This window comes from Pseudoduganella sp. jia 12 (assembly GCF_055502675.1).
The window spans coordinates 1-22,117 of record NZ_JBUXKP010000017.1 but is presented as its reverse complement, the minus strand read 5'-3'; the positions used below and the strand labels follow the sequence as shown (position 1 = coordinate 22,117).

Annotated in this window: 21 protein-coding genes and 1 pseudogene; 4 read left to right on the top strand and 18 right to left on the bottom strand. The window is 55.4% G+C overall.

The window, feature by feature from the left end; translation table 11 throughout:
* Nucleotides 1-9: 9 nt before the first annotated feature.
* From ACY65G_RS27880 to pilL2, 18 genes and pseudogenes are all read right to left on the bottom strand, one after another.
* Nucleotides 10-1,227, bottom strand: coding sequence for a TraU family protein (locus ACY65G_RS27880; protein ID WP_465000536.1), 1,218 nt, complete (start codon nucleotides 1,225-1,227; stop codon nucleotides 10-12).
* Between the two features lie 38 nt (nucleotides 1,228-1,265).
* On the bottom strand, nucleotides 1,266-1,784 hold the full coding sequence (locus ACY65G_RS27875; RefSeq protein ID WP_465000535.1) for a TIGR03757 family integrating conjugative element protein: 519 nt from the start codon (nucleotides 1,782-1,784) through the stop codon (nucleotides 1,266-1,268).
* Nucleotides 1,785-2,388: 604 nt separating this feature from the next.
* Nucleotides 2,389-5,289 carry a conjugative transfer ATPase gene (locus tag ACY65G_RS27870; protein WP_465000534.1) on the bottom strand — a complete coding sequence of 967 codons (2,901 nt, stop codon included), beginning with the start codon at nucleotides 5,287-5,289 and terminating at the stop codon, nucleotides 2,389-2,391.
* 304 nt (nucleotides 5,290-5,593) lie between these two features.
* Nucleotides 5,594-5,974, bottom strand: a pseudogene (locus ACY65G_RS27865) (TIGR03751 family conjugal transfer lipoprotein); the annotation flags it as partial.
* A gap of 21 nt (nucleotides 5,975-5,995) precedes the next feature.
* Nucleotides 5,996-7,609, bottom strand: a complete 1,614-nt coding sequence (locus ACY65G_RS27860) for a TIGR03752 family integrating conjugative element protein (protein WP_465000533.1) — start codon at nucleotides 7,607-7,609, stop codon at nucleotides 5,996-5,998.
* Between the two features lie 9 nt (nucleotides 7,610-7,618).
* Nucleotides 7,619-8,365, bottom strand: a complete 747-nt coding sequence (locus tag ACY65G_RS27855) for a TIGR03749 family integrating conjugative element protein (RefSeq protein ID WP_465000532.1) — start codon at nucleotides 8,363-8,365, stop codon at nucleotides 7,619-7,621.
* Nucleotides 8,366-8,666: 301 nt separating this feature from the next.
* Nucleotides 8,667-9,515 (bottom strand): PFL_4703 family integrating conjugative element protein, encoded by an 849-nt coding sequence (locus tag ACY65G_RS27850; protein WP_465000531.1) that lies wholly within the window; start codon nucleotides 9,513-9,515, stop codon nucleotides 8,667-8,669.
* Between the two features lie 29 nt (nucleotides 9,516-9,544).
* Nucleotides 9,545-9,949, bottom strand: a complete 405-nt coding sequence (locus ACY65G_RS27845; RefSeq protein WP_465000530.1) for a TIGR03750 family conjugal transfer protein — start codon at nucleotides 9,947-9,949, stop codon at nucleotides 9,545-9,547.
* 28 nt (nucleotides 9,950-9,977) lie between these two features.
* On the bottom strand, nucleotides 9,978-10,367 hold the full coding sequence (locus tag ACY65G_RS27840; RefSeq protein WP_465000529.1) for a TIGR03745 family integrating conjugative element membrane protein: 390 nt from the start codon (nucleotides 10,365-10,367) through the stop codon (nucleotides 9,978-9,980).
* A 113-nt stretch (nucleotides 10,368-10,480) separates the two neighbouring features.
* On the bottom strand, nucleotides 10,481-10,711 hold the full coding sequence (locus tag ACY65G_RS27835) for a hypothetical protein (protein WP_465000528.1): 231 nt from the start codon (nucleotides 10,709-10,711) through the stop codon (nucleotides 10,481-10,483).
* An 18-nt stretch (nucleotides 10,712-10,729) separates the two neighbouring features.
* Nucleotides 10,730-11,059: an integrative conjugative element protein, RAQPRD family gene (locus ACY65G_RS27830; RefSeq protein ID WP_465000527.1), complete on the bottom strand. Its 330-nt coding sequence runs from the start codon at nucleotides 11,057-11,059 to the stop codon at nucleotides 10,730-10,732.
* Between the two features lie 11 nt (nucleotides 11,060-11,070).
* On the bottom strand, nucleotides 11,071-11,820 hold the full coding sequence (locus ACY65G_RS27825; RefSeq protein WP_465000526.1) for a TIGR03747 family integrating conjugative element membrane protein: 750 nt from the start codon (nucleotides 11,818-11,820) through the stop codon (nucleotides 11,071-11,073).
* Nucleotides 11,817-14,150 carry a type IV conjugative transfer system coupling protein TraD gene (gene traD, locus ACY65G_RS27820; RefSeq protein WP_465000525.1) on the bottom strand — a complete coding sequence of 778 codons (2,334 nt, stop codon included), beginning with the start codon at nucleotides 14,148-14,150 and terminating at the stop codon, nucleotides 11,817-11,819. Before traD ends, ACY65G_RS27825 begins: the two co-directional genes overlap by 4 nt.
* Nucleotides 14,147-14,701, bottom strand: a complete 555-nt coding sequence (locus ACY65G_RS27815) for a PFL_4695 family integrating conjugative element protein (protein ID WP_465000524.1) — start codon at nucleotides 14,699-14,701, stop codon at nucleotides 14,147-14,149. The genes traD and ACY65G_RS27815 overlap by 4 nt, the downstream gene beginning before the upstream one ends.
* Nucleotides 14,694-15,083 (bottom strand): transglycosylase SLT domain-containing protein, encoded by a 390-nt coding sequence (locus ACY65G_RS27810; protein WP_465000523.1) that lies wholly within the window; start codon nucleotides 15,081-15,083, stop codon nucleotides 14,694-14,696. The genes ACY65G_RS27815 and ACY65G_RS27810 overlap by 8 nt, the downstream gene beginning before the upstream one ends.
* A gap of 185 nt (nucleotides 15,084-15,268) precedes the next feature.
* Nucleotides 15,269-15,652, bottom strand: coding sequence for an integrating conjugative element protein (locus ACY65G_RS27805; RefSeq protein ID WP_465000522.1), 384 nt, complete (start codon nucleotides 15,650-15,652; stop codon nucleotides 15,269-15,271).
* A 143-nt stretch (nucleotides 15,653-15,795) separates the two neighbouring features.
* Nucleotides 15,796-16,578, bottom strand: coding sequence for a hypothetical protein (locus tag ACY65G_RS27800; protein ID WP_465000521.1), 783 nt, complete (start codon nucleotides 16,576-16,578; stop codon nucleotides 15,796-15,798).
* 37 nt (nucleotides 16,579-16,615) lie between these two features.
* Nucleotides 16,616-17,170 carry a PFGI-1 class ICE element type IV pilus protein PilL2 gene (gene pilL2 / locus ACY65G_RS27795; protein WP_465000520.1) on the bottom strand — a complete coding sequence of 185 codons (555 nt, stop codon included), beginning with the start codon at nucleotides 17,168-17,170 and terminating at the stop codon, nucleotides 16,616-16,618.
* 587 nt (nucleotides 17,171-17,757) lie between these two features.
* On the opposite strand from pilL2, the gene ACY65G_RS27790 reads away from it, so the two are divergent.
* The 4 genes from ACY65G_RS27790 to ACY65G_RS27775 all read left to right on the top strand — a co-directional run.
* Entirely contained in the window at nucleotides 17,758-18,270 is a 513-nt protein-coding gene (locus ACY65G_RS27790) for a hypothetical protein (protein ID WP_465000519.1), read from the top strand.
* 20 nt (nucleotides 18,271-18,290) lie between these two features.
* Nucleotides 18,291-20,573 carry a MobH family relaxase gene (mobH, locus tag ACY65G_RS27785; protein ID WP_465000518.1) on the top strand — a complete coding sequence of 761 codons (2,283 nt, stop codon included), beginning with the start codon at nucleotides 18,291-18,293 and terminating at the stop codon, nucleotides 20,571-20,573.
* A gap of 126 nt (nucleotides 20,574-20,699) precedes the next feature.
* Complete coding sequence (locus ACY65G_RS27780; protein WP_465000517.1) at nucleotides 20,700-20,981, top strand: H-NS histone family protein; 282 nt, start codon at nucleotides 20,700-20,702, stop codon at nucleotides 20,979-20,981.
* Between the two features lie 502 nt (nucleotides 20,982-21,483).
* A partial coding sequence (locus ACY65G_RS27775) for a hypothetical protein (RefSeq protein WP_465000516.1) occupies nucleotides 21,484-22,117 on the top strand: 634 nt, incomplete at its 3' end.

The window sequence follows — 22,117 nt, the reverse complement described above, 5'->3', positions numbered from 1 at the left end:
ATGCTTCTCCTAATATGCGACCGATCCGATGAATACGCCCTCGACCTTGCAACACTCGAGGCGCCGCCATAGGTTCCAGCTATACCCTTCCTCTGCGGTGCTATTTCCATCGCCCCACGAGATCGGTGATACGCTATCGTTGGCCCCGAAAACTTGGCAGGATCTCTCGGCATTTGGGTATAGCCGCTGCCATTTTGAGTTTTGTGGGTCATTTGGCTTTACCGTCATCGGGTTGAAATACCTGTAACCACTCTTCTTTTGCAGCGCGGTATAGATATGCGGCTGACCGGACTGCGATATGATGTTGGCGACGCGTTGCGCAATGACCGCCGAGGCTTTAATAGGGATTTGCTGAGTCACGCCTCCGTGCCTCGGATATAAGCTTCCCCAAGTGTTAAAGGGGAAATTTCCTATTTCTTGGATTCCCGGAATCCAGCTTTGCGGGTAAAGGAGTTCAGCACCCACAAATGACCGCCAGACATAGGTGTCCAGGTAGGAGTGGAAATGCAGCTGGAATGCAGTTGCCGTCGACGGGCACATCATGTTGTTGCCTGAGGCTGAGGGCGCACCGAACGATAGCGACGCGCCGCGCGCAGCGGCTGCCTGTCTCAGGTTCCCGGTCGCCGAGGTCTGCGTCCGGAGGACCTGATGCAGCGCGCCTGCTCTACTCGCGTGGCGCCGCACACCTTCCGATAGTCCCGTTAGCGCTCTTAGCTTCTCCGCTGGCGTCGTAGTACGTCCTCCAAGTCCGGGGTCTGCGGCGGCCGCCGCGATGAATGCCTGCATCTCCGCAGTACCTGGAATCCCCCCCGCAGTCATGGACCCGCCGTTGGCCAGGGTGGTGGGGTTACCGATCGCGTCAGCATCGCGGTAGATTTCGTTCCTGTTTGTTCGATCGGCCGAGAAGTTTGTACCCGCCGAATCTATCGCCAGACCGGCCATACCACTCGCCGGCCCGGTTAATGCGAGCGCAACGGTCTTCCCGTAGTCCGCCCAAGGATGTATTGCACCCTCGTGCCAGGTGCTTACGACCACTTCGGGCGAAAAGTGTGAGACACGAAGGTTGGTGATCACTTGGCAGCTTGGCGGGAACGGCGTGCAGCGCAGCCAGAAACACACACCCGTCACCATGTAGTTTGCGCAGCTGGGGGCGGCACTCAGGGTGTTGGACACGATTTCTGCGGTTGTCGTGCCGGCCGTCGTATTGGATATGAACGTCAACTGCATGCCCAGCGCGATCGCGGCCGCCATCGGGTGGAGGTGTCTCATCTTGCCCCCCCAACCACTCGATCTGCTTGCCGGCGGTATCGCGCGCGGGCGAGATCAATGTCGCGTTCCCCGTACACCACTGCATGGCCATCGAACACCACCGCTGGCACCCTATCGACCCCGTAATTTGCCGCGCGCACAATCCCTTCGGCAGCGCCTTTGGTACGTTGTTGAAGCGCCGTAGCGCCAATCCGGGTCAGGCGCTGCTGCACAATCTGCTGGGCTGCCTGTTCGTTTGTCGGCAATCCGGCGGACAATTCTGAGCTGATCTGCTCCAACCCATCGAGCAGATACACTCGCGCATCTCGGGCATTCGTCAGGAGGATTGCGGAGTTTGTGAAGACCTCTACTGTAGCCTCACGGCCCTTGTTTTGGTCGAGCCTTGAAACGGAACGTGTATCGATAACGCCTGTGCGCGTCGCGGCGCTTCCAACGAAGTTTTGCGCGTGTACATTCCCAGCAACGAGCAGCACCTCTACAAGCACGCTGAAGCAAAGGGCATATATACGTCTCATAAACTCGTCCTCCTAAATTCTGATAATCAGTTCTGACAGGATTCAACATTACGCAAACGCTCGACCTGAATAGTTTCAGTGACCATGGATCCACATTCGATAGCATCGACCAGTTTCCGCGAGGCAGAGGTTAGAATAACAACGGTCTGCCTTCGAAATAGACAACTTTCCACAAACCTTTTCAATCGAAACGGCATTACGGCTAACATATGTTCCGGGCAGTCCAACACCACGACCTGAAAATCCTCGAACGATTGACATGCTCTGTCTGCAAGGTCTGTCAAATAGCTGTTCATCCCTCGTGCAATGCACCTCGCAGGCTTGTCGGGATGGCCCATAAGATCAATGTAAATATCAGCCTTCTCAGGAAATATCTGGATGCACGGGCCAGATTTCGCGGCCTGATTCGAAAACAATGTCGCGAGTGCAGATTGCGAACTATGGCTAGTACGCTCCAGTACAAGTAACTGGGCGTACTTTAATGACTTAGTAACACTAGCCACGACGGTGGAATCCAATGTCTCGATAACGCGCGACGCCTTGTCCGGGAACCTAATGAGTTGCATGGTGGGGTCCTAAAAGAGAGTAGGAATCCAGGATGTACTTAGATTCGCCGCTCGGCGAGCTTCCTCGCGACAGCGATAGCAGCTTGCATTTCCGTGCAGCCGGTATCTTCCATAATTCTCCGTCGCTGAGCCTTTTCATGCCCTTCCGTCATCGCCAGGGAAATTGCAATCGGTGGGGGAACGTTCCTGAATAGGGCACGATGCTCACTACTGAGAAGCACGCCCTCGGTGTACTTCGGCGGCTCTTTTTTGGTCGAGAGCATCATGAGCTTCTCATCATCGGTCAGCGATTTAAACCGAGCTACCTGCTTGACCTCTTCAGGTTCCATCGTCAATAGCAGCCAGAACTCGCACATATTCAACACGCGACTCATCGACTCCGGGAAATCTTTCATATCCTGAGTTGCGAGCCAGAACCAGATGTGCAACTTCCTCCACATCTTCGTGCCCTTGACGATTTTTGGGCCCAACAAGGGATTTGTCGTCACCAGGTGGCCTTCATCGGTCAGGAAAATGTTCTGCCTGCCTTCGTGCTGGTTCGCCTCACCAGTTGCATGGACGTGATCGAGCAAGCCGGTGTACGCAACAGCGAGCGCATCTTCGTACCCATCCTTTACCAAGGTACCCAGCTCCACTAGAGTGACATCCGCCTCGGGCCACCGCTGACCATACCGATTGAACAACTTGCCGCGGAGGTCGAGGGTGTAGACCAACATCGATTCACCCATCTGGTATGCGCGGTGCCGGCGTTCTGCAGGGAGGCTATCGTCGCTATTCATGTCCATCAATGCCCGGGCAACGTCCTGGGTCAGTGGATGAGGTTTCCCAGCCTTGTGGGCGTCTAACGAAGCCTTGATGATTGCCCGGCTGACCACGTAGCGATCGGCCCGGCTCATCTTGTCGAGTTCCTTTTGCTCCCCGCCCGTGATCATCATGATTGCGGTGATAGTCATCTCGCCGAGATAGTCACGTTTTTCTTCTTCATCGTCGTCACTCTCGGAGGCAGTACTGTTCGGATCGGTGTCGTCCTCCTCCACATTTCCTATTACCGACGTGCTCTTCTCGATTTCAGCCTCCATGCGCAATTTAGCCTCGCGCGATGACTCAGCCGCAGTGTATGCAGCGATGACGTCCTCGTCTCTGGCTAATTTCGCGCCTAATGCAAATGGTGGAAGTGAAATATCATTATGCGGAGTCAATTCGACATAATGGGTTGTCAATCCCATCGACTCGAAATACTCTTTTAGAAGCTTGAATGACTTACCAGCATCGGCGATGGTCAATCTCGGATAATGGATCGCCATCATGAAAAGCAGTAGAAAGTTGAGAGTTGCCGATTTACCGGCCCCTGTCGGGCCCATCGTCAACATGTGCGCGTTCTTTTTCCTATCCCGTGGATTCAGTGGATCTAACCACAATGGCTCACCGCCGCGGTTCCAAAGTGGGAAACCAGGATGGCCCGTTCCACGCTGCCGCCCGTACACGGGAAGCAGGGCCGAGATCTGCGACGCGAACAGCAACCTGCTTCTCTTCAGGTGCTTGGCGTCGAAATTGGGGTCGAAACACATTGGCAGGGCGCGGACGAAAGCATCCAATGCAGTCAAATCTAGCTCAGGTTCAAGAAAACGCATTCCGGAGGTCCCCAGCTTCGCGTTGACCTGCGCGATATCGTGTCGCAATTCCTTATCAGATTTGCCCGAAAGATATAACACCACGAAAGCCGGGTACAGTTTGTCGCCCTTCTGCATATGCTTCAGTATTCGTGCGCACTCCTTAAAAGTTGTCGCAGCCTCTGGACTTTTCGCTTTTGACCTGTCTCGAATGGTTTCAACGTGGTCTCTGACTTTGTCCTGTGCCCTGATAATGATTGTAATTGAAAGCATTGCATTCTCAGGCAAGCGGTCGAACCTCGCGAATACATTCTTCGCATGTTTGCGCTCTGCCGTGAGGTGCCCAATTTCCGGATTTGCTGTTATTTGTTGGAGGGTCAGTGCACGCACGAGCTTGTCGCCGAATCGGAAGCCCCCCGATTCAGGTTCAGACTTGGGCTTAGCCAAGTTCATCAACGAAGCGAGATCACTTCCGACCACCGGCGGCTCCGTTGCATTGTTGTCGTCCTCATCTCCTGGATACGGAAATGCTTTAAGAAGCTCCGACGGCGTTGCAAACTCGGAATTGCTGCTGAAGAATGGGAATAACCATTCGTACAGATCACGACCGTTGCAGCGACGGATTTTTGTCCCTGCCTCTTCCAGATTTGCCACCAGGCTGTCGGCGGCTCGGTTCAGTGTTACGGTAGGCGACTCAGCTCCGGGCGCAGTAACCGCGCCTGGCTTGAAGACCCGGTAAAGACAGCAACGTACCCGCCGGATCTGGCCTCGCCAGGTGTGTCCCGAAACCTGTGTGTCCTCGAACAGCCCGCCCTCTCTGGACATAGTGGAAAGATGCATCGAAAACTCGTCGATAACAGCTTTTGTGAGCTTCGACTGTTTAATCTTTGCAGCTTTACCCGGATTTCCGGCATGGACCTCATCGATATATGACTCAAGCAGGTGCGAAAGATGGTCGATATTCCTGTCGTCATTGACGAAGAACTGAACGATCCATTCAGGATTTTCAGCCTCGGGCATGGTCTGCAACGCAGCCTGTACCTTACGGGCGCAATCCTCGAGGTAGCTTAATGGCTGTGCTTCCGTTGGAATTGGCGTGATCTCGAACAGAGCCCCAACGCTGATTCCGTCGTTCAAAGGAAAGACCTCGTCCTTTGGATCGTACGATGTCCATGGCAACAGCTCCGTGAAGGATGGCGGCCGCCTGGCCATGCTCCTTCTGGTCGCCGTGGTCAGATGCTGAAAATCATCCTCACTGGCACCTTGTCCATCCTTGACAAACTTGCTCGTTCCTGAGATTTGCTCAGCCTTTTTGAACCAGTTGAACATGTCAGCTCCGATAGCTCTACTTTTGATTCGGGGCACACAGTGCCGTTGAGCGCACCTTGAGATAGCGCTGTTCGCTCTCCTGGAGCGCTCGAATCCTTTGAGCTAACTCGGTGGCCGCCCCTTGCGACTTCGCACTGAGCACGGCGGTACGTAGCTCGCTGTAACTCAAAGCCTTGCCGCACTGGGCACGCAGGTCGTCGCGGTACTCGAGCGCTGCGCGCGTCCACGCATCCGATCGGCCCTCCGTATTGGCGGACTTCATCAGCGGTGCCGGCTGCACCGCAGTTTCGGATCGGACACGCATTTCACCTGGCATTGCATACTGCACCGATTCATACATTGGAAAAACGGTGACGTAGCCGGGAACCGGGTATTTGCCACCAGCTAAATGAGGGTAGACATGCATTTCCAGATCAGGGTTAGGCAACCTGGCGAACCTATTGTTCAATGGATTCGACGTCGTATCACGAAAGGGAATTGATTCGATGCTTTCAGCCGGATCAAACCGCCTTTGCTCACTTGAAACCCCGTCTACGTCCTGGCGCAAATGGTTGTTATAGATATCGATCATTGTTGGCCCTGTTTTCGGGAGCGGACTTTCCCGAGGACCAGCAACCGAACATGCGGAAAGAAATACAGCTGCCACAATCGTTAAAACAGCAGGTGATAGATTGAAGTGCGTCATTATTGACCCCGCTTGCGAAGGTTAGTCGAGTATCTGGCGTGCAGATAGGCGACTGCGATTTGCCGAATACTCGAGCTTTTTACTGTCCGGCCCTTTATCGAGAACAATTTCGCGTTCAAAATGAACGACGACACGACCGCCGGCTGGAGTGATTACTGCGTCAAAGGAATTATTTAGCCTTCGCATGAGCCAATTGCTGACCTCGTTAATGCTTGAACTCGCGGCCTGTCCCATAATAAATTTGTTTTTGTTTCCGGTCACGGAGGTGCTTGACCCTAACGCGCTGTCCCGGGTGGTTGTCTCAGATATAGCCATAGCCTGTGCTGCAATACTCGCTGTATTCAGCAATGTGGTGTCAGTCAGATATGCGGGGGCGTTGGTTACAAACTTTCCGGTAATACACGGGTTTCCGTACTCATCCGAAATCCAAGCGAGTTTATTGGATTGGGAGACGGAGGGAGTCTGACCGCCGCCGCTTGTTCCTCCAGTGCCGTTGCCAAATCCAATCGATGCCCCGTCATTTTTCATCGACACGGTCTTTATGCTTCCGTCGTCAAACACGAATGTAAGAGACTGGATCAGGCCTTCCGAGCAACTCAATGCCATGTCCCCGACGGCAATGCCTGAGATGACCATACCGGCGATGACGTCTGGTACCTTTTGTCCATTGGCTGCCAGGTTTTCACGGCCGATCAGCAATTTGAACTGCATTGGATCCTGCACTTTCCCGTCGATCGGAACGCGGCCCACCAGTGAGGTCATCAGCGTTCCCCGGGTCAGTGTTGCGTTCTCAGGGATCGTATAGAAGGGCGTGGCCTGCTGATCCGCGGGTGCGGCGGCCTGGGCACTGGCAGCTTGTGATGCGGTGCTGTTTTGCCGCGTGTTCGGGTTTCGAGTCGCCAGTGGTACGCCGCGATGGTCGACCATTGTCGGGGTACCATCAGCGGATTTGCTGTCCTTGACGCCGACTGGAAGGATGCGAACGTACGTTTGTTGGGTAGCTGTTGGCGCGTGCGCTTGATTGCCGTTCTGGGAGTCGAACCCCAAGCCGCTAGGCATCCCGTTGGATCCCAACGATTTGATCATCGGTCTATATCCGTCTGTTGCAGCGCCGACGAGCTCGCTCAGTCCCCCAGACGACGGAGCCGTTGACGCTGATGCTGCACCTGCGGCGTCCTGGCGACTCGTCGTCGGGCCGCCAGCTGCAGCCGGAATCCCCTGCTGCGCTGGCCCTATGCGCTCGGTGACCTGTGCCATCACTTCTTGAACGATGTCCGAGCGATTGTTTCTCAGCTTTGCATTCTCTTCGCGCAACGCAGTGTTGGCATCGATGATCTCTTGAACTTTCTGACGAACCTCGTTATTGCTTGCCGTGACTGTTTTCAACGTCTCGCTCGGACTATCTGCATCTGCGGTACGCTCGGGGGAAGCCCGCAAGGAGCCAAGTCCCAGCAGCCCGCCCTGGTCATCAGCTGGCTTCGGTCCCGTTGTTGCAGGAACCTCTGTCAGATCGGGCCCGGACTTTACGGTGGCTGGTTCGCCCGACGAGAAGTGTGCGTACATAACGTACGCGGCAATAATCACAACGCAGATCACCAGGATCGGCGTCAGCTTGTTTTGAGTGACGACAGGCATGGCTCGTCCTTATCGGCAAGTGTGGAAAGGTTGGCCACAGACCAGGTAAACGGTAGTGGTATCGCGCTCCGAACCGGCCTGCTGGAGCGTCTTGTTCTGGAGCGTGGCGGCCAGCCAGGCTCCACGAATCTGGTCAGGCTGTAGTGCCACAGCCGTCCGCTCCAAATTGGTGAGCTGCACTGCGGTAACGTAAAGCTCGCCGGATCGCCACTGTTGTAGGGGTAGCGCATCAATGCGCGGCCCACGGTAAAGCCCAGCCAGTTTTTTCCGATCCATGGGTATGGCATGAACCAAGGGATGGGACGGAATCAGCCGCTTCGGAGCGTAAGTAGACTGCGCGGCAAAACGTGTGAGCTGGACCATATCCAAGGGTTCCTGCACGGGGGACGTCTCATCGTTAGCGGGGTCGGATTCGTCGTCGCCGCCGGCGTAAGAGATCAGGACTTCTTCTGGCAGCACAGATTTCTCGCCGGCCGGCATGATGTCGATTGGAATTAAATGTCCAGTGACCAGGTCTTCGGCAATCACCCTGAACTTCTCGAACGTGCTGGCGGCGCTGACGTACACGGTCCGCCCAATATTCTGTGTGCTGATCTTCCCGGCCATATGGTTTGGGAGATCGAACGCTACCGGGTTTGGAAAGGTGATCAAGCGCTCGGATGAGGACACTGCGATGCGAAGCGGCCGCCGTTCGAACAGCAAGCGCTCAGACCGGCTCTTTTGTGCTCCGCTGTACTCGGCGATGTCACTGTCCACCTGTCTCTTTTGCTTACTCCCTGAGGTCGGCTTCTTCGGTGCATCACCGCCTCTGGCTAGTACCGCCCTTGGAACGGGCGCTGCGCGAGCATCTTGCTCACCGCCCGAGACCTGTGCCGCTGGTCCAGCCGGCTGTAAAGCAGGGCCTACCTGCGCTGCATCCGGTTGCACGCCTGCAGGCGAACCCAAGTCCAAGCGAGCGGTACCGGAGGAAACATCCGCTCCTGGAGCAGCAAGCGTCTGCGAAGTCTGGGCAAAAGACAGATCGCATAGCAACATCGAGAGGATCAACACCGTTACTCTATTCATTTCGCTTCCCCTGCTCATTAGACTTCGCTGCTGGCAGTGTCGACGGCGCCAATGCTGGCAGCGGACCTGCTGGATCGGGCGTGTTCAATGGTCCTTTTACTGCCGCGCTCGGACCCACAACTCGATCAACACCAGCTCCTATCGACTGTTTGGCATAGGCTTCGGTATTTGTGACCAGCCCGCCGCTATTCGTAATCGCGACTTCAACCGCTTTGGGATCTAAGCGCTCGGGTGGCGTTCCTGCCACATAGCAATCAATGCCGAGTTGCCATGGATTTCGTTCACGGTCAATATCAAATCTCACAACGTGAATCGGATACCTGATATAGATGTCCTTTACGGTAACGCCTCGGGACGTCTCCTGTACTAAGGCATCCATATATACGTTCCACGAACCGTCCGACAATTTCTTCACGCGTCCATCGGCAAATCCTAGACCCGGTATTTCACTAATCGAACGTGTACGTTGATCCAACTCACCTTTTCCGTCGCGGGATTTTTGATCATTGATCAGTTGTTCACGGCACGCTGGCGTAAAGAACGCTTGCAGCTTGAAGATCTGGTTGCCGTAGTCCGTCTTGCCGTTCTCAGTCCACCGATTGACCTGCTGCCAGATGTAGAAGGCAAAAAGGTACACGTTGGGGTCTGGAACTTCATTTCTCCCGACATTAACTTGCGCACCATTCACTAAGCTCGGCGGAACATGCATCGTCATATCCGTCGGCGCATTACGCCAGCCTGTCATCGCGTAAAACGCCATGACTAAAGACCCTGCAGTAATACCAAACATGCATTTGTTGACCCAACGTGACTGGGCTAGTGCGTCTACAAACTTTGTCATTGTCGTGCCTCATTTCCTATACATCGACGTCAACGCTTAAGCTTTCGCATATTTGCTTCCCGGCCCAGCTCCCAATATCCATAATGGTTAATTAATACACTTTTTCGTAACCCGTTTTTCGCGAGCCAAAAATTCGCACGGTGCAAATAATAGTAATCCGGCTTATTACGCTTTATCCTCGCCAACCAACCGGCCAATATCCACACAGTTAGCATCGGCCCAAGCGATGCAACAAGAACTGCAATTGCCCAAATCTCTGTGGCAAAAGCTACTACGGCGCCTATCAATAGCCAAAAAGGCGTGACGAACCAGATCGCGACTTTCGCTTCGGAATAACTTAGTCCTCGAAGGATCGCCGGCTCAGTATTACAACGATCCGTAATCGGGACACTGCTATCCTCGGACTCGAGCAGCTCATCTGATTCGTCAGCCATATCATTTCCTAAGTTGGGAACCGCGTTATTACATGATGCCGTTCGCCGTGGTCAGCAGGTAGATGACCGTCACCAGCATGACGACGGCAACGAAGAAGAACGACTTCAGGTCGCTGAGCTCCGCCTTACCCATGCGCCACTCGCCGAATTTCTCGATGGCCCCGGCGGCCGTCTGGTAGAACCCATACGACGCGATCATTAGTACGATGACTGCAATACCTTGCTTCCAGTACTGCTGAAGCAAAGCGATATAGTCGCCGGCGGCTGCACCCTGTGCTGGCGCCACAGCGGCCGGCAGTGCAGCCATGGCAGGTTGGATCGCTGAGAGCAGCATTGCTGCAGCTGCTACCAGAGCGATCCGTTGACGCAAAGCGGCGCGCCGGGGAGCCGCTACCGAGACAAAATTGAAGCGGAACATAGAACCTCCTCAAGACATTACGAACACCATCAAACAACGAAGAAACCGCCAAATGTAAACTTTGAACGAATTAAGGCGGGCGAATTTGCGGCAATACGAAATCTGCCGCGAAACTAGGAAAGGACATAAATGATCACCATAACAATCATCAGGACACGGATTACAAGAAATCCATTTTTCAACAGCAGCTTCGGTTGCTGCATCAGTTGACTCAAAATTGCACGAGTAGCATTTCCTCCCCAGGTCACTACAATCGCTGCAACGATCAGCGCAATCGCTAGGGATATCGTGCCAGCCGGGATACCGGCGGCCTCGATGAATGCCGCGCCCATCGAAGGGTTCACAGTGATCTCCTGCTTGATCTAATTGCGATAATCGCCGCTCAATGGCGGCGCGCTACGAGGCTGCGCCGGTGCCGCGAGATGATCTTCAATACCTTGTTCGATCAAGTCGATATCCCGGCTCAGTAGGTCGTAACGAAAGCGGATCCGCCCTTTTTGCTCTGATTGCTTCGAGGCATCTGCAACCATCAGCCGAAGTAGCTGCAGCTCGTGGCTGATCCGCGCAAGTTTCTCGCGCTCAGAGTCTTCGTCCGCATATGTCGTGTTGATTGCCAATGTCGCAGCGCAAGCTACCGCTAAGCAGGCGAGATTTCTCAGCATTCGCTGGCGGCCGAAAATCATGTTTTTCATACCGATCCTTTCTACAAATATTTCTTGAACGTACTTACGTACAGAGAGAGCGCACAAGCCGTCATGACCGTGAAAACAAGAACCATATATGCCGGATTGAATCCCCCGAATGGCCACGCCAGGTAGAAACCGAATCCACCGAATGCCGAGTACTTGGTCCAGTTCTTAGCGCGGTGGTAGACAAAGCTGGATTCCCGGCCGCCCCCCCATCTGCGAAGATCCCTGCGCACCAATCCATCCACCACGCCGAGCAGGCAGGCCAACACAAAAGCGGGGAGGGCAAACACAATTACGAAAAGTCGCATAGCGGTATCGATCGCGATATACATCGATGTCATCAAGAACGTTGCAAGCTCGCGTCGAAGAATTCCTGTAGTCCGATCGAGGTTATCCGGGTTCTTAGGCAGTGGTTGAAGCGCACGTTCGTAGTATTTTGGGATGCCGACCAAAACGAATGGGCGTGCCACAAAACGAATCACAGATTTTTCAAACGCAACAGTGTCTTTAATGATGACCGACCGAGGATATTCAGCCACATACCTGAGATTTTCCTCCACTAAGCCTTTTGGATGGTCAAGTCCTTTATCGGCCCACAATGCGTCGAATTGCATTCCCGCATAGGAAAGCACTGCACCCAATCCCCATGAGAAAATCGTAGTGAGCACGCCACCAAATACAAAAAGAACTAACGTTGCGACGGGGCCTCGTTCGACGGGCCCCACACTACTTGTCTGGGCGCGAGGTTGACGTGCTGCGGTCATTGATCACCCTCCTCATGTCCCATGTATTCCTTGGCGTCGGCCTGGTCATGTACCGCCAGGCCGGCCAAGGATGCGAGGTTTGCCGCAGCGAACGCCCCTTGCGCTTCGTCCAGCTCCGATGTGGAAGCGACAGTGGCGGGTTGCGCGCATACCTCATCTGGGACAAAGATCGGAGTGGCGATCGGCAGCGGAATTGATTGATTGGGTAACCAATCGTTTTCTCGCCACCATTGATCCGATGTGCGATATCGGCTCTTCATGTCCTCGCACACGGCGCGCAGCGAATCCGGAATATGTATGTCCTGCTTGGTATCAGCGAGCGGAATCCGTAGTTTGAACAGGCGGTTGCCTTCCAATAAGGCAAACGCCTGACCGGTCGGGAGCTGCATGATGTCCGATGCTTCAATCATCGGTACGTCTTTGGTTGCAACCCGATCCTGGTTGTTCGAGATGAAATCTATGCCGTCACCCTCGGCGGCTTTATCGGTCACGCCAGATACGAGGGTGAGTGTTGCAACTTCAACCTTGGGGAGCTGATTTGCGAAGAATTCTGCACTTCCCAGGTCTTTAACGCGAAGCGTGACGACGTGATTGAAATTCCCCAGCAATTGCTGGGCCTTCGCCGCATCACGAAGTCTTGCCTGAAGGTCAGGGATCGTCTGTGTATAGGCTGTAATTCCCATACCGGCGCCGCCCATCCGGTTAACCATAGGGATGAACTCGTCGCCAAGGATGGCTTCCACCTCATCGAAATGCCCGCGGATGCTGGGAAGAATAATTTTTCCGTCAACTCGGTCTGGTTCGAGCCCATGTTTGTATAGCTTGCCGCCGACCGATACCAAGTCAGCCAGCATCGAATTACCAACCGCCCCAGCAATAACCGGGTCAGATAGCGCGTCGAGCCCGGCATAAACGATGCCTTTTTGTCGAATGACTTGCATCCAGTCGAAAACAGGCCTTGGATCGTTCACATTGAAATAATCGGGACTGATCAACTTGCCGATGGCACCCGTAGTCAGTTTTTCCAGGAATGGACCAAGCGACGCGATGATTTTTTCGAAGAATGATTTTTCATAGCTGACGGCGGTGGACAACCCGTCTAGGATTGGATCTTCCAGCTCTCGATGCCACTTCTTGGCTAGGATAATGGTTGCAGCAAGTACAGGCTGCCGATCCTGCAACGATCTAGGCACCGCGAACTTTTTCCTTTCTATTTCTGTTGCAGTATTTGCGACGACGTTTTCCCATCCCCGGATTTTTCCCGCTCTTTCAGCCTTATCAAGAATGAGCTTCGAATAGGTGAGGAAAAGCGGTTCAATGTTGGTGATATCTCGCAGCAGCCCGTTATACGTGGGTACCTGCCCAAGAGCGACCTGCGCCTGCGCCACCAGATTGGTGAACCGCCACGAGAATTCTTTGAAAGCCGCGGAGTTCCCGCTGGATGGCAGCCCATTTGTCGTGCGCGTTGCGATCTCCGTAATCCTGGAGAAATTGCCGATACCGTTGTAACGGGCCGAAAAGTCTGGATAACCCAGGTGGAACAGATATAGGCCGTCCAGCCGACCTGCTCGCGAGGCCTCGGCATAAACTCGCATCATCAGCTCGGCGTCACCTTTGGGGTCGATGATGATTACGACATAGCCATCATGTATGTCCTGTGTTGCAAGGACCTCAAGGAACCGAGTTTTGCCGCATCGCGTGGTTCCTTCTACGAGCATATGTCCTGTCCGCGCAGATTGGCGGAGGTACACAGGCTTTTCGTTTGGCTCAACTCCATGAAGAACTCGCGATCCCCCCAGATCAATCAGTGGGCCGACCGGATTGAATTTTGAATCACTGCTGGTGGCACGAGCAATTGCAGCGGCGATCGAGGTCTTTTGCCCGGCCTCCTTCGTTGGAGCGGAATTTACCCAGCGCTCATAGCCGCGGAACACCTTGTCGACCGCGACCCGCACGGGGGGCACGCGGAGGAAGGGTTCGGCCTCCGGCCGGCTGGCGTCCAATTTGCGTTGTGTGTGCTTTTGCGTCCAACGGAACCCCTCGCCAAGATAGAGGGAGTCTTTGGACCGTTTGATCCTGTGAATTTGGGTCCTGGTGACCTTGTAGTAGCGCATACCGTGCTGATATCGCTTGATTTCCCAGGCCTGCTTGAACCGGCCGGCAGCGAAGGTAAATGCCAGTGCACCTGCCGCATTTCCAAGGTAGGTTGGTAGCATCAGGGCCCAGGGCGCGTATAACGCAACTGCACCACACGCCGACGCGACCGCCGCACTCTGAAATTCGATCGGTGGTCGCAGGAGAGGCTCAAGAACGTAGTTGTTCTTGCTCATTGGACCTCCTGCATACCGTGCGCGTGACGGAGCTGCGACAAGTCCTGGAGGACACTTCCGTTCTCCATCAGAAGAATCGGAAATTGCCGCACCCCGATCGCGTTGAGCCTGCGCAGGATCGAGGCAGCCTCGTGGGGCACCAAGGATAGCGCGGTCGATCGCCGCAATCTCTTGAATGTCTGGACGTCCGGAACCTGGACTACGACACCGATGGCCCCCAGAGTCAGCAGCAGGGTTTCATTTTTCTTGATCCAATTTGCAGACTCGGTGTCGTCACCAACAAAAAATATCGGCCTCGTGAGCCAAGGTGCGATAGGAAGGGGCGACGGTTGGGAATGCATCACCCCCGGCTGCATCAACGATGTAGTGATGGGAAAGGTAACGAGTGGCGTTTCATCATCGGTGTCGGGGCCGTACAGTGCATGGACCAGGTGGTGCATGGACGGCACCGTTTCACCGCTGTCGCTGACGACATTGGCTTGGCCTGGCGCCTGCATAGGTGCGAGGGTCAATGCGGCGAGGACCGCACTTGTGGCGAGCCGATTACCCACGGTGCGCTCCCGCGGAAGTGGCCGGTATCCGAGCAAGATGTTTGAAAACGGAACGTGCGTAGGGTGTGCCAATTTCCAAGTTTGCGTTGTGATAGCGACCTACAGCTGCGAACCAGTCGTTGGTCTTGTCGTAGTGCTCGCGCAGAAGGGCCGCGCCGACTTCCATGTTCGGGTATGGGTCCAGCGCACGCGCGGCATTGCCAAGACGATGGTTGTGGTACTTCCAATGGATCTGCATCAATCCGCAGTCGACTTCGGTCACGCCAAGCTGCAGGCAACGCTGCAGATGCGCGACGGCTTGCTCATAGGTCGGGAACCGCTTGGGCACGCGCCGAACGTTGAGTGTCCAGGGGTAGGGAAGCGCGAGGTCTCCAAAACGCATGATCGACTCTTGAAGTGCCACAGCAAAAAGCACCGACGGCGGCACCCCTTTGCGCCGCCCCACGACGACATAACCTTGTGGGACAGGGGGGAGCACTGGGGCGCGACGTCGGCGTGTCGCCCCAACCGCGACCGAGGGATGGAGCAGAGGCGCCGCCATCGCTACCAATATTTGTCTGCGCGAGATCATGGACGTGGAGGCCTGGTCGGGCGAACCAAGGTTTTCGGAACATTCGCAGCGGCCGCGGCCCCTAGCGATACGTTCGCCGGAGGGACGTTGGTGTAGTCGACGACCCGCTGGCCCGGATAGAGCCGCTGCACCGCAGCTTGATAAGCCTGCTCCCACGCCAGTACCCGCTCAGTATCGTCATGGGCGGCCTTTGCAAACTTCTCGGCATATTTCCGACGCTCCGCTTCGGTTCGTGCGTGGATGCCGAGTGCTTCAACCGGGGACAGATTGGGTATGGAAAATGCCGCACGAGGTCCTTTAAGGAGCAGCTTGGCGCGCTGCAATTCATCAGGCGTCAATCCCCACACTTCGAGCGCGAGACGATCCGCAGTATCGATCATGGTCGGCTGCTTGCTGGCCGAAGTTGTCGTTACCTGAGTTGTACGTTCAGCAGTGCGGACCGTCGATGGCGCAGTGTTCTGTGCATGTACGCCTGTCGTAGCGATCAGTGTGCATAAGAGGACGATTCTCATTGCCAGCCTCACTACTCGCCTTTGGAGAGGACCACGTCGCCCTTATCGGTCGCGATGACAGCACGCTGCGAACCAATATCAGCTCGTTTTACGGTCACGCGTCCTTGCTTCTCGCCTTCGTTCAAGAACGCGATCTCGGCGTCCCGCCCCGGGCCGCGAGCAACGACAATCGATGGCTTCCCAGCCCAGAGATCGACTGACAGCAACTGAGCGGCATCTTCGTCACCGGCCTTCGGTGCCGATGCGCGCGCTGCCTTCGGTGGTACCTTGTTTGCCGTTGAAGGACGCCGCTGCGTCTTGGCGAGATCGCTGAGCTGCGTCTTCAATTCCGCGATATCTCGCGACAGAACGTCCAGCCGGTCCAATTGTTCTCGCTGGCCAGACCTGATTTCGTCAGCCATGGCGGCAGAGAGCGATGGCGTACGGTCGCCCTCGGCCGCAGCCGCGACTGCCGGCGCAAGTTGCCCACTCGCATTGGGCGCTCGATCGGGTGCACCACCCGCCGGCGGAATCGGTTGATCGGGCTCCTGCGCCAGGACCGGTGCCGCTTTTTGTGGCTTGCCCGGTACAGGTACTACTTCCGATGCGGGCGCCGGATCAGGTAGACCTGGCGTCGTTGTCGGCGCGCGGTTCCGGATCACCAGGAAGAGGGCGCCGATGATCAAAAACGTGGCAGCTAGCCATAGCAGGGGAGTTCGACGCTTCGATGTCGGCGCGGTCATTGTTGGCGCGATTCCTTGTGCCGGCGGAGTGCCATCGTCGGCCACATCCTTTTGAACGGTATTTGGTTGCATGTCTGGTCCTGAGAACGATGGGGGAAGGCGGGCAGTATCAATTCGTGGCAGGGGCCGTCGGCTGCGCAGGGCCGGAGCCGGCTTCGTCTCCTGGCGTGGCCGCTACTTTGGGCGAGAGTTCTACCCTCGGCACGTACGAGATCTGGCGAGCGATGTGATCCACACGAAGGGAAAAGGGATCCCCCAGAAGCACGCCTAACATCGTCTCGACGGAATAAATCCCAAGCTCGCGCTGCGAGTCAGGTAGACGTTTCGAGAGGACGTTGACGACCTGCGGGTCGAGCTTGCTGGAGGGGACCAGGTCGTATCCGGTACGGATGAGCAAATACCGCACAGCATCCCCAACCGTTGAGACCTTCGCGCGCGGAAAGGTAATCTTTGCCGCAACCGCGATCGGGTTGTAGTCTTCATCTGCAGGGGCGAGTGAAATCGACGTGTAACGACTGGCCATTACTTCACGGTTCGGGTTGGCTCGATCCAACAACGGAGATGCGGAAGAGCTGACGGTTACGACACCGAGGGCGGCCACGGTGGTCGGCAGCAAGAATGCTCGCCGAAGGCTATGCAAACGGGAGACCAGATACGAACGCATTCCATCACTCCTGTGTCTGACGCGGAAACTTGTTGTCAGGGCCGAGGATAGGTGGCTGGGTGCAATTGATCCCGTCGAAAGTAGACCTGAGCACTTCGATTAAAAACTTGCAACACCAAATCGATTATGCTAACCCGTGACGATTAATTCCTAGCGGTATCGAAAGATGCCGATCAGTAGGTAAAACAGGAAGGTGGGATTCAAATTGAAAGGCAGCGCCGGCAGATGATGCCGTAGGGTAAAATGCAGCCGCTACTGTCAGAGCGGGGATGGTAAATGGACGCCGCGCTGGGCGCGGCTACGGGCAAATGGATCACGGGTTAAGGGCCCAATCCAAAGGGTGCCGCCCGCCGCTGAAAATATGCGGCGGGCGGCAAATGGTTTACTGGTACAAAACCGCGTACAGGTAACCGTGCTCCCGTTTGGACGGGACCACGGCAAAAAGGCTGTCGAAGGGTAGAGCTCGGATCGCTCACGCTAGCATATTCTGCACACTGCCACAAGCGAAAAGGGATTCCGAGCAGGGGCGATATATTTCAAAAATAGGCGACCGAAAATTGTAAAGTCGCATATCAAAAGAACAGAAAATGATACATGATCCTGATCGCGGCGATTTGATCATTGCACGAGGCAGCAGGGGGGAGATAGTTCCTGCAACAGATTCGCGGATGCGCATTATTTACGATATTGCCTGCGAACTGGACTTTTTAGAACAAGCAAGATGGACGCATCCAATTATCTTATTCCTTAAAACTTATCGCGGTATTGAGGAATATGCGACTGATGATGATCCACTGCCCGCGACATTGCAAGCCATAAGAAATTTACGGCTGAAGAATGTTCCAGTCAAATCTGGTGTGATCGCGGATTGTCTTTGCTCACTCGGCATTTTATTGTATCGCGCGGAGAGGCGAGTAATCGATACGGAAAAGCTGGTTGAGATCTGGGATCCAATGGCACTGCCATTCGCCGACTTTATTGCGAGACAGCAGCCCGGGACTGAGTGGGTACTCTGGCGATGCGCTATTGCTACGCCTGGCATCGATGTCGTGAGAAATAATCTGTTAGCGGATTACGTACGCGTTAATGGTTTCACCTGATAGCTACCGAAAGGAGTTGTGTGGTGACAGGATGGGCTCTGTTTTTTCTATGCGCTGGCTTCATCACAGCAGCCGCAGCATTTGGCATCGTCGAGCTACACTGGACCAAGATCCCACAGCCTGGCCCGGTGCTTGCGCGTTGGCTACGGGCCATCTCTGCACGATTAGACTCACCGCCCTCTCGCGCTTCAGCCAAGGCTGTTCCTGTCCAAGCGTCGACAATTCCCCAAACGCTAAATGTTTCATCAAACCCAACAAAAGTGGAGTATCGCGGATCCGAAACCGGATGGTACCGCGTCCTGACAGCCGACGAGCTATTCCAATGCCTCGACGCAACGCAGGTGATCCGAAGGATTGCTACGGCCTCACGCCTCTCGCTTCCTGTCTTTGAACGAGACCTTCTTCCAGCTATCCGGAATTACGCGGAGTTCGTGCAACTTATGCCAGCTTCCGAATCCCACCATCACGCCAATCCGGGGGGGTTGCTAGCGCATACGCTGGAGACAGTGCTCCATGCAGCGACATTTCGTGCAGGGTGGCTACTGCCGCAGGGACAGGGCGCAGAGGTCATCGCTGCCGAACGTGACTATTGGACCTATGCTGTAATCCTGGGAGCACTACTACACGACGCTGGCAAGCCTATCTCAGACCTGCAAATCCGTATGCGCCGAAGCAGTAATTCTGAACCAGTTATATGGACTCCCTTTGCTGGATCGCTAAATAATTGCCAAGCGATGCAATATCACGTTGGCTTCAAGAAAAAGGCCGAACGGAACTATGCCTCACATTCAAAACTTGGAATTACGCTATTACAGCGGTTTGTTCCAACTTCAGCACTCACAAACCTTTCGCAAGCCCCTCCAGTTTTAACGGAGTTAAATAGCTATCTGAGCGGGGATAACGTAAGCTGCCCCATCTCTGAAATTGTAAAGAAGGCGGATCAGGAGTCAGTTCGCCGCAACCTTTCCGACGGCTCGAGGGCCAGGTTTGACACAGCCCGCTCTATTCCGCTCATCGAAAGGTTGATGCAGGCTTTGAAATCTATGCTGGACCAGGGCGGCCATCTTCCGCTTAATCGAGATGGTGCTGCTGGTTGGGTATATGACGACAGCGTTTGGTTTGTCGCCAAGCGCCTTGCCGACACCGTGCGAGAGCACATAATTAAACATGCTGATGCCGACGATCCTGGAATCCCAAGTCAGGAAAAAAATGACAGGTTGTTTGATACTTGGCAAGAATATAATATGATCCGGACAAATCCAGATACCCAGCAAGCTATCTGGCATGTAATCGTCAAGGGGCATACGACGGGCGGGCAAGAGGCTTACGAGCATACGTTGAGCGTCTTGCGGTTTCCAATGGAAAAACTTTGGGATGATCCAACGAGTTATCCCAAGCCTATGAATGGAACCATTGAGGTAACTGCGAAACAACAGCGAACCAAGCTAGCGCCAGAGACGAGCGACCACGAAGCAGATGATACCTTGCCCCAAGAATTTTCTTCAAGTTCTCAGGTATCGGAAAAAAATAGCAAACCTGCCAGCGCTGCTAGGAGTCAAATTCCACAAGACGCCTTGAAGGTTCCAGCGCCGAAATTCTCAGCATCGAGCTCGAAACGAACTCGGTCCATTTTGGAAAGCGACGACCTTTTGGATGAAGCCGATACCGCAAAGGCCGAGGCTAGGGCAGCCAAGCAAGGATCAGAGGCGCGGCAGAAGGTTAAGGAAGAGAAGGCACACCAATTCGACGGTCAAGATGCAGATAGAGCACCGCAGGGCACTTCTAACGACGAGGTGCACGCTCCAGGCGGCGCCGTCCATTTGACCCCAGATCGGCCTCCAACGCTCTCATCCACGAAGAAAAAAGCTCCCTCGCCATTAGCGATCCAGTTTATGCAATGGGTTCAAGCCGGTTTAGCAGGAGGTACGATCAAGTATAACGAAGCTGGCGCCCACGTTCACTTCATTGAATTTGGAATGGCTTTAGTCTCCCCGTTGATCTTCAAGCAGTTTTCAGGCGTCGTAATGGAGACGTCGGGTATCCCGAATGGGCAGAGCACAGATGATTTCGCAATGGAAGCGCAACGCGAACTGGTGAAAGCGCAATGGCACCTGCCAGCTCCGGGCGGAAAGAATGTCTGGTCCTTATTCGTCGTGAAAAAAGGAGCTGCATCATCGAGTAGGCTTGCTGCTGTGGTGTTGAAAGATCCTCATTTATGGGTTAAACCCGTCCCTCCACCGAATCCTTACATATCAGCCACAGACCCACTGAAAGCGCCTAAAGACGACAATAACACGACGTGACGATGTACCCCGATTTTTTATGAGCCATTTCTGCTGGTAGTTTCTAGATGACACAGCTATACTACGTCTTTCGATAGACTGTGAACTGTTCCAATTGAGCGGAACCTTTTAAGGAGAGCATGTTAGATGAGTACTTACACCGAGTATATGCAACAGATTGCCGATCTGCAGAAGAAAGCCGAGGAAGCCCGGGGGGCCGAAATAGCCCAAGCTAAGGCAGAGATCGCGGAACTGATGCAAAAGGCTGGTCTTACTCTGGCAGATTTTGAAGATTCCAAACCGTCTCGGAAGGTTTCCGCACCGGTAGCAGCGAAATATCGTGATCCAGTTTCAGGGCAGACCTGGTCTGGTCGGGGAAGGGCACCGAAGTGGTTGAATGGTCGGAATAAGGAAGACTTTTCTATCTGACGTAAGTACGGCGGCATTCGTCAATGGGGCCGCTTGCTTTTAAGTATGTGTTGCTGGTGCCACTTTGTTGCTGCCCATTCGCTGACAAGATGAACTGTTAGCATGGATATCATGATGAATAGGGAAGCTCCGGCTGCAACAAGAAACACACCAAAGAGATCTTTGGCAATCGCAGAGCGTCGAAGGCTCTTCAACTTGGGCAATTTCTGAAGCATCTTGTCTCTCCGTTTGATGGTGACCCATGCGATTCCAGCGAAGAGATTAGTAGCTCCCTGATTGTGTTTCTCTCCAATATTCGCTATCTATGACGCTCGTTGTTGGTTGCGATTTCTTTCGAAGGATGCTATTGCGTCCCGGCTTTGCTGAGATCAAGTGTTAGCCGGAACCCCAGGTCAACGGCCTAGCTCGTCAGCGCCCGGGCTTGGCTTGCAGCACACCGCACTGCGCCCGCCGCGTCCTTCCAGCTGCTCGATGCTGCTTTCGCGCCACCGCGTGCCACCAGATGCTGGCCACGGCACGCCGGCCGCGCAACTGGTCGACACCGTGCGCGGTCGCCGGCGCCCGGGCCTGGCCTGCAGCACACCGCACGGCGCCCGCCGCGTCCTTCCAGCTGCTCGATGCTGCTTTGCCGGCGCCGCGGCACCACCAGGTGCTGGCAACGGCACGCGCGGGCCGCGCAGCTAGCGACGGCGGCGCCGATCGTCGGCGCCCGGGCATGGCCTGCAGCACAGCGCGCGGCGCCGGCCGCGCCCTTCCAGCTGCTCGATGCTGCTTTCGCGCCACCGCGTGCCACCAGATGCTGGCCACGGCACGCCGGCCGCGCAACTGGTCGACACCGTGCGCGGTCGCCGGCGCCCGGGCCTGGCCTGCAGCACACCGCGCGGCGCCCGCCGCGTCCTTCCAGCTGCTCGATGCTGCTTTGCCGGCGCCGCGGCACCACCAGGTGCTGGCAACGGCACGCGCGGGCCGCGCAGCTGGCGACGGCGGCGCCGATCGCCGGCGCCCGGGCATGGCCTGCAGCACAGCGCGCGGCGCCGGCCGCGCCCTTCCAGCTGCTCGATGCTGCTTTCGCGCCACCGCGTGCCACCAGGTGCTGGCCACGGCACGCCGGCCCGGCAGCTGGTCGACGCCGCGCG

Bases quoted from the DNA above. Each gene is read 5' to 3' on its own strand.
- ACY65G_RS27880 (WP_465000536.1), bottom strand. From the start codon at position 1,227: ATGCAGTTGACGTTCATATCCAATACGACGGCCGGCACGACAACCGCA.
- ACY65G_RS27875 (WP_465000535.1), bottom strand. From the start codon at position 1,784: ATGAGACGTATATATGCCCTTTGCTTCAGCGTGCTTGTAGAGGTGCTG.
- ACY65G_RS27870 (WP_465000534.1), bottom strand. From the start codon at position 5,289: ATGTTCAACTGGTTCAAAAAGGCTGAGCAAATCTCAGGAACGAGCAAG.
- ACY65G_RS27860 (WP_465000533.1), bottom strand. From the start codon at position 7,609: ATGCCTGTCGTCACTCAAAACAAGCTGACGCCGATCCTGGTGATCTGC.
- ACY65G_RS27850 (WP_465000531.1), bottom strand. From the start codon at position 9,515: ATGACAAAGTTTGTAGACGCACTAGCCCAGTCACGTTGGGTCAACAAA.
- ACY65G_RS27845 (WP_465000530.1), bottom strand. From the start codon at position 9,949: ATGGCTGACGAATCAGATGAGCTGCTCGAGTCCGAGGATAGCAGTGTC.
- ACY65G_RS27840 (WP_465000529.1), bottom strand. From the start codon at position 10,367: ATGTTCCGCTTCAATTTTGTCTCGGTAGCGGCTCCCCGGCGCGCCGCT.
- ACY65G_RS27830 (WP_465000527.1), bottom strand. From the start codon at position 11,059: ATGAAAAACATGATTTTCGGCCGCCAGCGAATGCTGAGAAATCTCGCC.
- ACY65G_RS27825 (WP_465000526.1), bottom strand. From the start codon at position 11,820: ATGACCGCAGCACGTCAACCTCGCGCCCAGACAAGTAGTGTGGGGCCC.
- traD (WP_465000525.1), bottom strand. From the start codon at position 14,150: ATGAGCAAGAACAACTACGTTCTTGAGCCTCTCCTGCGACCACCGATC.
- ACY65G_RS27810 (WP_465000523.1), bottom strand. From the start codon at position 15,083: ATGCGTTTTGGAGACCTCGCGCTTCCCTACCCCTGGACACTCAACGTT.
- ACY65G_RS27805 (WP_465000522.1), bottom strand. From the start codon at position 15,652: ATGATCGATACTGCGGATCGTCTCGCGCTCGAAGTGTGGGGATTGACG.
- ACY65G_RS27800 (WP_465000521.1), bottom strand. From the start codon at position 16,578: ATGCAACCAAATACCGTTCAAAAGGATGTGGCCGACGATGGCACTCCG.
- pilL2 (WP_465000520.1), bottom strand. From the start codon at position 17,170: ATGCGTTCGTATCTGGTCTCCCGTTTGCATAGCCTTCGGCGAGCATTC.
- ACY65G_RS27790 (WP_465000519.1), top strand. From the start codon at position 17,758: ATGATACATGATCCTGATCGCGGCGATTTGATCATTGCACGAGGCAGC.
- ACY65G_RS27780 (WP_465000517.1), top strand. From the start codon at position 20,700: ATGAGTACTTACACCGAGTATATGCAACAGATTGCCGATCTGCAGAAG.